Raw genomic sequence first — 12314 nt, 5'->3', positions numbered from 1 at the left:
TCAACCACCTGCTTACAGGATGGTGAACGGCATGATGATGTGGAACTTGACGTCTTTCTCGGAGGCGAAGATGTTGGGGTATTCGGTCCAACCGCCGCTCTGGCTGATGTCGTTGTTGTAATCGGTGTAGTGCAGCTTGAACAGGGTGCCCTTCAGCTTGCCATCCTGCACTGTGTACATGACGTCGAAGTTGGCTGCCCATTCGGTATCTTCACCGTTGGTGGCCTTGGTGCCGTCGCCTTTCTGGATATCCCAGCCGTAGGCACCGGAGACACCGACGGACCAGCCAGGTGCACCCACCAGGTCATCTAGGGAGCGGGTCACGCCGAAGAACAGCGCTTTTTCGTTGTTGGCGTTCCAGTCGGAGCGGGAGTCCCACCAGATCTCGTTCGCGCCCTGGGAGTTGCCGTAGCCACGGGTCAGACGGGGCAGATAGTTGCCTTCGTTACCCTCGGCCTTGGTCCACAGACCTTCCAGACGGAAGCCGTACGGGCCCATGCCCCAGGCGGCGGTCAGCGCTTGCTGCCATGCCAGGCCATCGTAAGTCTCGATGTCGGCACCGCCCTTCTGATAGGTCTCGGTGTCGGATCCGTAGAACTGGTAGCTGGTGGAGAGGCCGCCCAGCACGTCAAACTTGTGGGCCAGCTTGAAGTGGTAGCTGTCCATGTAGTTCTCGGAGTTACCGTAAGAACCGGTAATGGAGGTGCCGTTTTCGAAGGTGTAACGCGCCGCTACGCCCTGGATGTAGTCGATGACGTTTTCATCGGCGAACGGATCCATCCATGCCTTGGCGCGGGAGAACTTCTGGGTCTCCTTGTACCAGGGGGATTTGTACTCGTCGGCGATGGCGTAGGTCAGGTAGAGGCCACCGAAGTTGCCTTCAATCTGGCCACCACGGTAGGTACCCGGCTGATAGGACCAGTTCACGCCGATCACGCCCGGTACGTAGAGCTGGGTCAGACCGCCCTTGGCGGTGAGGGCACCGTCCAGCGCCTTGAATTTCAGCGAGGCGTTGGCCAGGCTGAAGCCGCCTTCCGGGGAACCGTCCTTGTAGTTTTCGCCCCATTTGTTGCCGGCGAAGGAGAATTCGTTCTCCTGGTTGACCGGGTGGTTCTCGGTCACGGCCAGGTCATAGGCACCGAAACCGCCCACATCGATACCCACCACGTCCCAGGCGTAGCCGGAGTTGAAGTTCAGGGAGGCCTGGGTGGTGGCGTGGCTCAGGTTGGACTGGTATTTGCCTTCTTTGTTCTTGGCAGTGGGGTCGCCGTCGATACGCTGACGATCACGCTGGAAGTAGAAGAGACCACCGTTGAGTTTGCCTTCTTCATAGAATTTGCTGGCGGCGGCTGCATAGGTGGGACCTGCTTCGTCGGCAGCCAACACCATACCGGGGGCGAGCATGGCAGCAACGACGGCTGCGCTCAATGCGGCACGTTTGAAGATCACTTTTTCCATTTTGTATTGCTCCTGATTTTATGGACTTAGCTTTTTTGTCCGGCAGTCAGGCAGGTGCCCGCCGCTCGGTATTGGCATTGCAATCAAGACCCCGAAGGGCAAAAAGTTCGAGTATGTCGGCTGCGGCCGCGACGTCTTGGCACATCTGCGGTGGGTGCAGTTCTGTTCATCACATATTTTGTTTTTTTGTGTTCCGATCCTTGGCTATCGGACAGCTCAAGAGTACGTTCGCGGTGCGAAATATCAATGGAAAGTTCCCACCAAGTTTCAAAAATATGACCGAGTGCAAATAATCATGACGCTCGTTGTGGACACTCCCAGCCCGCTCATAACGGCGATGACAACGTTTTCAGATGAAATTGCCGGCCGATCCGGACGGATCGCACTGTGCAGAGGGATCTTTCCTCGTTAACCTGCGGATAACAGATAATTTTGTGCCACAAAAAAAGATAAGCCCCTGCGCGATGGCAGGGACCGGGTTGGGGGCGCCGGCTGAACCGGCGCGGATCAGGCCTGGTGGCCGAGGATGCGCGGGATCTGGCTGGCCTGGTGGTGGATGTGCTCCGACACCTGCACCGAGAGACGGCTGCCCTGGCGGGCGTGCTGGCTGATGCGGCCGATGAGATCGGCAAAACTGGCCAGCTTGTGCTCCTGGCTCTTGGCGTTGTCGGCCCCCTGCAGGGCGATGACGGCGGTGCTGCGCGCCATCTCCCGCACCGCCTGGGTGGTCTGGCGCAGCTGCTCCGCCTGTTGACGCTGGGCGGCGGCCTCTGCGGTGATCCGCGCCAGCACGGTGCCGAGCTGATCCCCCGCCTGGGTCAGTCTGGTCAGGATCTCGGTGATCTGGCCAAGGGAGCGCTGGGTATCGGCGGAGAGGTGGCGCACCTCGTCGGCCACCACCGCAAAACCGCGCCCCTGTTCCCCGGCCCGCGCCGCCTCGATGGCCGCGTTGAGCGCCAGCAGATTGGTCTGCTGGGAGATGTGGCCAATCACGTCGACGATGGCGGTCACATCTTCCACCGAACGTTTGAGCTGAGCCAGGGCGCCACCGCTCTCGTCGATGGCGAGCCCGGTCTGGGCGGTGGCCTGCAACATGCCCCCCACCAGCTGCTCGCTCTGGCTCATGGAGTGCTCGTTGTGCTGGGCGTGCTGCGCTATCTCGGCGGCCACCTGGTGTACCTCGCCGGCCAGCTGGTTCAGCTCGCTCATCATCAGATCGCTCTCGTCCACCGCCTGCTCCGTGGTGCGGGTGCTGTGATGGATCTCCTGCACCTGGTTGACCATTCCCTGCAGGCTTTGCGACACCGCCGACAGCTGGCCCTCTTTCTGCTGCTGATCCTGTTGCAGGCGCAGGATGAGGCGGTTGTAGCTGGCGACGATGTCGGCCAGCTCGTTGCGCTCGCGCCCCTCTGGCAGGGTCTCGGCCTGCCCGGTCTCGTCGAGCTGCAGGAAGGCCGCGCGCAGGCGTAGCAGCGGCCTGACCAGCCAGCGGCGCTGCACCAGCGCAAACAGCAGGGCGACCAGCACCAGACAGAGCGCCAGGCTGCCGAGGATGGCGGCCAGCCGCTGGTTGACCGCCTGGCGGGCGGCGGCCAGTTCGCTGCCCATCTGGCCGGTGGCCTGCAGCATCTGGTCAATGTCCTGCTGCACCGCCTGACGTGCCTGCTGCTGCTGTTGCAGCGCCTTGCGGCTGTTCTCCAGCTCCTGCGGGTAGCGCTTGAGCAGCGAGATCAGCTCGGCCTTGGGGAGATCCCCCAGTTCCTTGCGCTCCGGCTCCCCCAGGGTGAACTCGTCGGCGGGAGGCGCCTCGAAAAGCGCCAGACTCGGCAGGGCCGCCAGCTGCTCGGCCTGTTTTTGCAGGGCCGCCAGCTCGAATTGCAACCCTTCCAGCAGCTTGGGGCTGGCCTGCTCCATGTAGTTCTGGCGCAGGTGAGCGAGCGCCGGCAGGGCTGCCAGCAGGTCGCCTGCCAGCTGGCGATAGCGCTCGGCGCTGGCCGGGTCGCTCCCCGTCGCCCCTTGCTGACCGTATCGCAGCAGCGCCCTGGCCTGATCGGTCAGCTCGTTCTCGGCATTTTGCAGCAGCCACTGGCTGTTGCCAGAGAGCTTGCCCGCCGCCAGATAGTCGCTGTCGATGCGCGCTCCCATCTGCTCGAGCAGGGTGCGCAGCGGGGCAGTGAGCGCCCCATTCTGTTGGGAGAGCTGGGCGAGCGCCTGCTTGCGCACCCCTTCGGCCTCGGTCAGCCGCAGCGGATCGCCGCTGGCGAGGTAGTCGCGCAGGGTGCCCTGCAGGGTACCGGTGAGCCGCTGCTGCAGCCGTTCGTGCTGGTGCTGGGCCTGCTCGGCCTGGTTCAGCTGTTGCCAGCCGTGCCAGAGGGCAGCGACCTGCACGGCGGCGACCAGCAGCAGAGCGAGAGAAGAGAGGGAGGCGTAATGGGCAATTTTCACGGCAGCATTCCTGCTTGTTGAACCACGGCGATGGGCGTCGGCGTGAGCTTAAGCAGCAGAGATGGCGCTTTTATGACAGTCAACCCGGCGGCCCGGACTGACTGTCGAGAGGGCTGGCTTACGGCCGCAGGGCAGGGGCCTCCTGCTGCTGGCGGGCAGGGGGCTTGCCCAGCATGCCGAGCAGGGCGCCACCCATGATAAGGGCGCCGGCCAGCAGGTGGCGGGGGGTCAGCTGCTCGCCGTTGAGCAGCACCAGCAGCAGGGTGCTCAGCAGCGGCGTCAGATAGGCCAGCGCTCCGATCCGGCGCGGATCCCCGTCTCGCAGCGCCAGATACCAGGTGACGAACGCCGCCCCCATGGGACCGAGTGCCAACCCTATGATGAGGCCCCAGTCACCGGCCGGAATTTGAGCCACCGGCAGCGGTCCCTCCAGCAGCCGGGCCAGCAACAGCGCCAGCAACCCGGCTGGCAGGCAGGCCGCCGCCGTCATCACCGCCGGGGCCGGCGGGAGCCGGCGCGACAGCACCGAGTAGGCACCCCAGACGATGGCGGCCCCCAGTGCCAGCAGATAGCCCGGCAGATAGGCCTGTTGCAGCTGCAGCTCGCCGTTCACCATCACCAGTACCGAGCCGGCCAGACCCAGGGCGCCGGCCAGCAGGTGACGGCCGTGCAGCGGGTGACCCGGCAGCAGCAAGGGGGTGAACAGAATGATGAACAGCGGCCAGAGGTAGTTGATGAGGTTCGCCTCCAGCACGGGGGCGTGGCGAAAGCTCATGAACAGCAGCAGGTGGTAGAGCAGCAGGGCGCTGATGGTCACCAGCCAGTTGACCGGACGAGCCCGCCACTGACGCCAGAACGGCAGGGCTCCCACCCCGCAGAAAAACAGCACCAGCCCCACCAGCACCAGCGGCGACACGCTGGTGACCCGGGAGGTGAGCGCCGCCAGCGAGGCCCACAGCACTATGGTCAGCAGCGCCAGCCCGGTGGACTTGTCCCACCACGAAGCAGCAGACATCCGACACTCCTTTGCAGATGAATGAACAAAAAGAGGGCCAGTCTAGCAGACCGGCCCTCCCTGGTGGCCATACCCCGGTGGTGTGGCAGTGCGATTATTTGCTGTCGGTCACCGCGCTGCTGATGGCGGGCAACTGCTGGCGACGCACGCCCCAGATGATGAGCGCCAGCACCAGCAGGGGCAGCAAGGGATCCAGCCAGGTGCCGCCGGAGCCGAACAGCAGGTTGAGCAGGGCGACGCCGGTACCGCCGATGGCCCAGGCGATGGTGGTCGGGATGGACCAGACGATCATCTGCTGTTTCACGTCCGAGATCCCCATCATGCGGTTGACCACCCAGAACAGGCTGTCGTTGAAGTAGCCGAAGAAGAGCGACCCCATGGTGGCGGCCTGGGCGGCCAGCAGCATGTTGACCCCGGGGATTTGCGCCAGGATGGGGGCCGAGATGGAGGCCGCCGTCACCATGGCCACGGTGCCGGATCCCTGAATGAGGCGCACCAGGGTCGCCACGATGAAGGGGATCAGGATGGGGGAGATGGGCAGCAGGGCAATCTGCTCGGCCAACTGCTGGCCCGCGCCGCTGTCGCGCAGCACGGCCCCCAGCGCCCCGCCGGCCCCGGTCACCAGCAGTATGATGCCGGCGGATTGCAGCCCCTCCTCGAGGCGGGCGGCGGTGGCGTGCTTGTCCATGTGCGGCACCAGGGTGTAGACCGCCAGCAGCACGCTGATGGCCAGCGCTATGATGGGGGTGCCGATGAAGTTGATGCCCTGCACCAGCGGGTTCGCCATCAGGCCGTCCATCCCCTCCAGGGTGGCGAGGGTGGTGAAGATGGCCTTCACGAAGATGAGCACGATGGGCACCAGGATCGGCAGCAGCGACAGGGTCAGGCTCGGCAGGGTCTTGCCCTCCTTCTCCTTGAGGTACTGCTCATAGGTGACCTGCAGCTCGTCCGGGGTCTTTTGCACCTGCTGGGCAAACTCGGGGTACTTCTTGTCGAGCCACTGGGCATAGAAGACGATGCCCACCACGCAGGGGATGGCCAGGGCCATACCCATCAGCAGCATGGCGCCTATGTCCACCCCAAACAGGCCGGCCACGCCGAGCGGGCCCGGGGTCGGCGGCACAGTGTGGTGAGTCACCACCAGGCCGCCCGCCAGCGCCACCCCCAGGGTGAGCAGGGAGCGCTTGCCGCTTTTCGCCAGCGCCTTGGCCACCGGATAGAGGATGACGAAGGCGGAATCCACGAAGATGGGGATGCTGACGATGTAGCCGGTGATGGCCAGCGCCCACTCTTCACGCCGCTTGCCAAGCCACTTGATGAAGCTGTAGGCGATCTGCTCGGCGGCCCCCGACACCTCCAGCAGGCGGCCCATCATGACCCCGAGGCCAATGACGATGCCGATGCTGCCGAGGGTGGAGCCAAAGCCCTGGGTGATGACGGTAAGGGTCTTGTCGATGCTCATGCCACCGGTGATCCCGGCGATGCAGGCCGCCGCCAGCATGGCGATCAGCGCGTGCACCCGGGTGCGGATGACCAGAAACACCAGCACGAAGACGGCGATGATGAGACCTATGATGGGGGTTGGGATGTCGCTCATGATGCCTCCTGCATGTCATGGGTGATGAAGCTGTCGATGATCTCGGCAAACGTCCTGTCTGCCATGAAACCGAGGGCGGTGGCGCGCTGGTTGTCGATGCGTCCCGGCCAGCTGGCCACGATGCGCTCGATGGCCGGGTCGGCGGCAAACTGTACCCGATCCCGCGCCGCCTGGCCGCCCGCCTGGGTCAGCGCCGTCAGCATCTCGCCGACGGTGACGCTGATGCCGGGCAGGTTGATGCTGCGGGCATCCCCCCTTGGCAGGGTGGCGGCCAGCAGGAAGTTGGCCACCACGGTGGCGGGGCTCGAGAGCCAGAGGCGCAGCTCCGGGCTCACCGGGCAGAGGGCGTTCTCTCCTTGCAGCGGCTCGCGGATGATGCTGCTGACAAACGACGAGGCGGCGCGGTTCGGCTTGCCTGGCCGCACGCAGATGGTGGGCAGGCGCAGCGCCAGGCCGTCGACGTAACCCTTGCGGCTGTAGTCGTTGACCAATAGCTCCCCCATCGCCTTCTGGGCACCGTAGGAGGAGGTGGGGGTCAGCGCCGTGCCATCGTTCACCAGCTCAGGCAGCGGGCCGCCGTAGACGGCCAGCGAGCTGGTGAAGATGAAACGAATACCCGGGCGGGTGTGACGGCATGCCTCCAGCAGGCTGCGGGTGGTGTCCAGATTGACCTGCCAGCCGAGATCGAAGTCCTGCTCCGCGTGGCTGCTGACGATGGCGGCGAGGTGATAGACCACGGCGGTGCGTTCGCTGATGAGGGACTCGGCCACTCCGGGGGCGGTCAGATCCGCTTGCAGGCAGCGCACTCGCGGGTCGGCCAGGGCTGGTGGCTCCTGAATGTCCACCAGCAGCAGCTCGCTGAAGGGTAAGGAACTGTGCAACAGGGCGCGGGCCAGCTTCTGTCCCAGAAAGCCGCCTCCGCCGGTGATGATGATCTGCATCTTGCTATCCTCAGACTCGTTCGTGTGTAGGGTCGTTATTGTTGTGCCAGCCAGGTCAAGCCTTGCCGGGTGTTGCCTCTGGGGTTGTATTCACAGCCGATCCAGTCGTGGTAGCCCGCCTGCTCCAGCACCTTGAACAGATGCGGATAGGCGATCTCCCCCTCGTCCGGTTCGTGGCGATCCGGCACCGAGGCGATCTGGACGTGGCCGATGGCCGGGCCCAGCTTGCCGATGAGACGGGTGAGATCTCCATCCATGATCTGGGCGTGATAGAGATCGAGCTGCACCCCCACGTTGGGCCTGTCTATCTCCTGCACCAGGGCCAGGGCGTCGAGCTGGTGGGCCAGGAAGTAGCCGGGTACATCCCGATCGTTGAGGGGCTCGAGCAGTACCTTGATGCCGTCTTCGGCCAGGAAGTCGGCGGCGAAGCGGATGTTGTCGATCAGGGTCTGGCGGTGGGCCGAGAGGCTATGAGCGGGGTCCACGATGCCGCTCATGGCGTGCACCTTGCGGCAACCGAGCGTCAGGGCGTAGTCGCGCACGCTTGGCAGATGGGCGCGAAATTCGGCCTCCCGCCCCGGGATGGCTGCCATGCCACGCTCTCCTGCCGCCCAGTTGCCCGGCGGCATGTTGAACAGTGCCTGGGTCAGACCGTGCAGTTGCAACTGGCGCCCCAGCTCGGCGGCTGGCCACTCGTAGGGGAACAGGAACTCCACCGCGGCGAAGCCGGCCTCGCGGGCCGCCGCGAAGCGCTCCAGAAACGGCAGCTCGGTAAACAGCATGGTTAGATTGGCGGCAAACTTGCTCATGGCTTCAGACTCCTCAATTCGTTGATCTCGGGTTCGCTCAGGTAGCGGATCCGCTGGCCGTGCAGCAGCAGTGCCAGGCGCGCCGTCTCCTCCAGTTCCTCCATGTTGTTGACCGCATCCACCAGATCCTTGCCCGTCACCACGGGACCGTGGTTGGCAAGCAGAAAGGCATTGCCTTCGGGAGCGCGGCGCCCCAGCTCCTCGGCGATGCGGGCATCCCCGGGCTTGTAGTAGGGAATGAGCGGCAGCTGGCCGACCCGCATCACGTAGTAGGGGGTGAAGGGGCGGATCACATTGGCCGGATCCAGTCCCTCCAGGCAGGAGAGGGCGGTCAGGTGAGTGCAGTGCAGGTGCACCACGGCCTGGCACTCCGGCTTGTTGTGGTAGATGGCGAGGTGGAAGGCCACCTCCTTGGAGGGGCGATCGCCCCCCAAGTGCTCACCACTCATGCTCACCCGGGCGAGACGCGCAGGATCGAGCCGGCCGAGGCAGGAGCCGGTCGGGGTGGCGAGCAGGGTGCCGTCCGGCAGTTTGGCGGAGAGGTTGCCGGCGCCGCCGGTGGCATAACCGCGCTGGAAAAGGGATGCACCCAGCATCACCATGGTGTCGCGCAGTGCCTGTTCAGTCATGGAAAGACTCCTGTGCCCGGCTGAAGAAGGTCTCGTCACCGAAGTTGCCCGATTTGAGGGCCAGCGAGAGGGGGGCGTCGGTGGCCCGCACCCAGGGCACGCCGGGGGCGATCTGCGGGCCTATGTGGAAGGCGGCGACGCCGAGGGCCTGGGTGACCCGGCTCGAGGTCTCGCCGCCGGCGATGATGAAGCTGTCTATGCCGGCGGCGCGCAGCAGCACGGCGAGGCGGGCAAAGCACTGCTCCACCGCCTCGCTCGCCGCGTCGCGGCCATGACGGGCCTGGATCTCGGCCAGCCGATCCGGGCTGGTGGTGGCGTGGATCATGGGGGCGGGTGACGAAGGCTGATCCAGCACCCAGCGGGCCAGCTCGGCCGGGTAGTCGGCTTGCGTCAGGCAAGCGACCACGTCGAGGGCCAGTGCCGGTGCCAGCTCCCGATAGCGGGCCACCTGGCGATTGGTCATTTCTGAGCAGGAGCCCGACAGCACCACGGCACGGGTGCCGAGCGGTCTTCCCGCGGCGCGGGCGGCGGCCGGATTGCCGTTGCCGAGCAACCTGGCCAGGCCGATGGCGAGCCCGGAGCCGCCGGTCACCAGCGGCATCTCGATGGCGGCCGCGGCGATATCCAGCAGGTGCTGCTCGGTGAGGGTGTCGACCACGGCGTAGCGCACACCAGCTTGTGTTAGCTGCTCGAAGGCGTCGGCAATGGCTGCGGGGCCCTGCGCTATGGTGGTGAAGGGCACCAGTCCGGCGCGCCCTGAACCCTGCCCTTCCATCAGCCGCAACAGGTTGCTGTCGGTCATGGGGGTGATGGGGTGGTGACGCATGCCGGACTCGGCCAACGGCTGGGCGCCGACAAACAGGTTGCCCTGATAGACGGTGCGACCGTTCACCGGCAGGGCCGGGCAGATCAGGGTGAATCGGCTCTCCAGTGCCGCCAGCAGGGCATCGGTGACCGGGCCTATGTTGCCGGCCGCCGTGCTGTCGAAGGTGGAGCAGTACTTCTGATAGATGCGCGGGCAGCCGCGCGCCTTGAGCCAGTCGAGGGCCGCCAGTGAGTCGCGTACCGCTTCGCCCGCCGGGCAGGAGCGGCTCTTGAGGCTGATCACCACCGCATCGATCCCGCTGAGATCCACCGCCGGCGGGATGCCGGCAAGCTGGAGGGTGGCGAGGCCGTTTTCCACCAGAAAACCGGCGATATCGGTGGCCCCGGTAAAGTCATCTGCAATCACGCCCAGTTTCATCGTGCTTCCTCCGTGCCTGGCAGGGTGATGCCGTCGAAGATCTTGATGACGGCGCTGTCATCCTCCTTGCCGTGGCCGGCGTTGCTGGCGGCGAGGAACATGTTGAGGGCGGTGCTCGCCAGCGGCAGCGGGAAGCGCAGCTCTCGCGCCGTGTCGGCCACCAGAGTGAGATCCTTGACGAAGATGTCCACCGCCGAGCGGGCCTGATAGTCGCCGGTCAGCACCCGGGCCATGCGGTTTTCGAACATCCAGGAGTTGCCGGCGGCGTGGGTCACCACGTCGTACATGAGATCGAGCGAGATGCCGGCCCGGCTGGCCAGTGCCATGGCCTCGGCGGCCACGGCGATGTGCACCCCGGCCAGCAACTGGTGAACGATCTTGACCGTGCTGCCCTGGCCCGGTTCGCTGCCGACCCGGTAGACCTTGCCGGCCACCGCATCGAGCACAGGAGCCAGCTTGTCGAAGGCGGCATCGGCGCCGGCGGCCATCACCGTCATCTCGCCGGCCTCGGCCTTGATGGCGCCGCCGGAAACGGGGGCGTCCAGCATCGGCAGCTCCAGCGCGGCCAGCTCGCGAGCCAAGCTTGCGGCCTCTTCTGCGGCGATAGTGGAGGAGATCATGATGCCGGTACCCGGTTTGAGATGTGCGGCGAGGCCGTGCTCGCCAAACAGGATCTTGCGCACCTGATTGGCGTTGACCACCAGCAGCAACACCGCATCGAGCGTCTCCGCCAGGGGGCGGGCATCAGCCATGACGGCGGCGGCACCGGCCTGTTGCAGCCGGTTGCGCGCCTCTGCATTGAGATCGATGCCGTAGGTGGTGAGCCCGGCCCGCAGGCAGGAGCGGGCGGCGCCCATGCCCATGGCGCCCAGGCCGATGACGGCAACGTGATAGGGTCTGCTCATCTGTCAGTTCCTCGATTACAACGAATGAACCGATAGTAGGGGTTTGTGGTGGTGAAATATCAGGCAGATATCACAAAATTTAACTTAAGTGGTGTTAATTTTTGTTATTTTAAACGAGATGGAGCCGATTGAGTGACTTTTGTGGCGGTTTGGATGTGATTTGTTGTGAATTGTGAGCCTTGATTTGCTTTTTTATCAAAATTTCCCATCCCGCTGGGGTAACATGGGTGCTCGTTTTAGCGTTACGGATTGCCCATGATCCCCGTAGAGAGACAGCAACAGATCCTGCACCTGCTGGCCGAGCGCGGTGCCGTCAGCATCACGGAACTGACCGAACGGCTGCAGGTATCCCACATGACCATCAGGCGCGATATCCAGAAGCTCGAAGAGCAGGGGCGAGTCCTCTCGGTGTCGGGGGGCGTGAGCCTCTCCGAGCGGATCAAGAGCGAGCCCTCCCACGCCACCAAGCGCAGCCTGATGCAGGAGGCGAAGCTCGCCATTGCACACAGTGCCGCGGCGCAGGTGGCTGCGGGCAGCTCCGTCTATCTGGATGCGGGTACCACCTCCCTCGAGCTGGCCCGCGAGCTGGCGCCGCGGGAAGACTTGATGATAGTGACCAACGATTTCATGGTGTGCGCCTACCTGATCGAGCATGGCCGCGGCCGCCTCTACCACACCGGCGGGCAGGTCATTCGGGAGAACCAGTCCTGCGCCGGCGAGGCGACCGCCCACTTCCTGCGCAATCTGCATCTTGATGTGGCCTTCTTGTCGGCCTCCTCCTGGGATGCCCTGGGGATCTCCACTCCCAGCGAGCAGAAGGTGCCGGTCAAGCGCGCCGTGGTGGAGGCTGCCGCGACCCGAATACTTATCTGCGACTCCTCCAAATACGGCAAGGTGGGCACCTTCAACGTGGTGGGCTGGGAAGCGATCGATCAGGTCATCAGCGACGGGCAACTGCCCGAGAGTGCGCGCGAGGTGCTGGCCCAGCACGGTGTCAGGCTCACGTTGGTTCCGCTGGGAGGGGATGCACACTATTCCACTGAGCTGGCAGGCTAGTCCGGGCTGGGTCGGTGGCGACGGGCTGCCGACGCACCCGCCATCGGCCGAACGGCGGCCTTGACCAAAAACGAGCAAGGGGTTGGCATCATGACGATGCCAACCCCTTGTTTTGTATGGCGTTCCCGACTGGAGTCGAACCAGTGGCCTGTCCCTTAGGAGGGGACCGCTCTATCCTGCTGAGCTACGGGAACCTTGTGGCCGGCATTATACAAG

At 64.9% G+C, this 12314-nt stretch carries 10 protein-coding genes and 1 tRNA gene; 1 reads left to right on the top strand and 10 read right to left on the bottom strand.

The window, feature by feature from the left end:
• Nucleotides 1–12: 12 nt before the first annotated feature.
• From CK627_RS20765 to ltnD, 9 genes are all read right to left on the bottom strand, one after another.
• On the bottom strand, nucleotides 13–1458 hold the full coding sequence (locus CK627_RS20765) for an OprD family outer membrane porin (protein WP_017782051.1): 1446 nt from the start codon (nucleotides 1456–1458) through the stop codon (nucleotides 13–15).
• A 507-nt stretch (nucleotides 1459–1965) separates the two neighbouring features.
• Nucleotides 1966–3903 carry a methyl-accepting chemotaxis protein gene (locus CK627_RS20760; RefSeq protein WP_095593263.1) on the bottom strand — a complete coding sequence of 646 codons (1938 nt, stop codon included), beginning with the start codon at nucleotides 3901–3903 and terminating at the stop codon, nucleotides 1966–1968.
• A 118-nt stretch (nucleotides 3904–4021) separates the two neighbouring features.
• Complete coding sequence (locus CK627_RS20755) at nucleotides 4022–4918, bottom strand: DMT family transporter (RefSeq protein WP_095593262.1); 897 nt, start codon at nucleotides 4916–4918, stop codon at nucleotides 4022–4024.
• A 94-nt stretch (nucleotides 4919–5012) separates the two neighbouring features.
• Nucleotides 5013–6515 (bottom strand): GntP family permease, encoded by a 1503-nt coding sequence (locus tag CK627_RS20750; RefSeq protein WP_095593261.1) that lies wholly within the window; start codon nucleotides 6513–6515, stop codon nucleotides 5013–5015.
• Nucleotides 6512–7456, bottom strand: a complete 945-nt coding sequence (gene denD / locus CK627_RS20745) for a D-erythronate dehydrogenase (RefSeq protein WP_095593260.1) — start codon at nucleotides 7454–7456, stop codon at nucleotides 6512–6514. The genes CK627_RS20750 and denD overlap by 4 nt, the downstream gene beginning before the upstream one ends.
• A 35-nt stretch (nucleotides 7457–7491) precedes the next feature.
• Nucleotides 7492–8265, bottom strand: a complete 774-nt coding sequence (gene otnI / locus CK627_RS20740; protein ID WP_095593259.1) for a 2-oxo-tetronate isomerase — start codon at nucleotides 8263–8265, stop codon at nucleotides 7492–7494.
• Nucleotides 8262–8894, bottom strand: a complete 633-nt coding sequence (gene otnC / locus CK627_RS20735) for a 3-oxo-tetronate 4-phosphate decarboxylase (RefSeq protein ID WP_017779202.1) — start codon at nucleotides 8892–8894, stop codon at nucleotides 8262–8264. The genes otnI and otnC overlap by 4 nt, the downstream gene beginning before the upstream one ends.
• Complete coding sequence (otnK, locus tag CK627_RS20730) at nucleotides 8887–10137, bottom strand: 3-oxo-tetronate kinase (protein WP_095593258.1); 1251 nt, start codon at nucleotides 10135–10137, stop codon at nucleotides 8887–8889. The genes otnC and otnK overlap by 8 nt, the downstream gene beginning before the upstream one ends.
• Nucleotides 10134–11042 carry an L-threonate dehydrogenase gene (gene ltnD / locus CK627_RS20725; protein WP_095593257.1) on the bottom strand — a complete coding sequence of 303 codons (909 nt, stop codon included), beginning with the start codon at nucleotides 11040–11042 and terminating at the stop codon, nucleotides 10134–10136. The genes otnK and ltnD overlap by 4 nt, the downstream gene beginning before the upstream one ends.
• 255 nt (nucleotides 11043–11297) lie before the next feature.
• On the opposite strand from ltnD, the gene CK627_RS20720 reads away from it, so the two are divergent.
• Entirely contained in the window at nucleotides 11298–12098 is an 801-nt protein-coding gene (locus tag CK627_RS20720) for a DeoR/GlpR family DNA-binding transcription regulator (RefSeq protein WP_017763931.1), read from the top strand.
• Between the two features lie 117 nt (nucleotides 12099–12215).
• On the opposite strand, the gene CK627_RS20715 is transcribed toward CK627_RS20720, so the two are convergent.
• A tRNA-Arg gene (locus CK627_RS20715) sits at nucleotides 12216–12292 on the bottom strand.
• Between the last annotated feature and the right edge of the window lie 22 nt (nucleotides 12293–12314).

Source organism: Aeromonas dhakensis (assembly GCF_002285935.1).
GTDB lineage: Bacteria > Pseudomonadota > Gammaproteobacteria > Enterobacterales > Aeromonadaceae > Aeromonas > Aeromonas dhakensis.
This window is presented reverse-complemented; position numbering and strand designations above follow the sequence as displayed.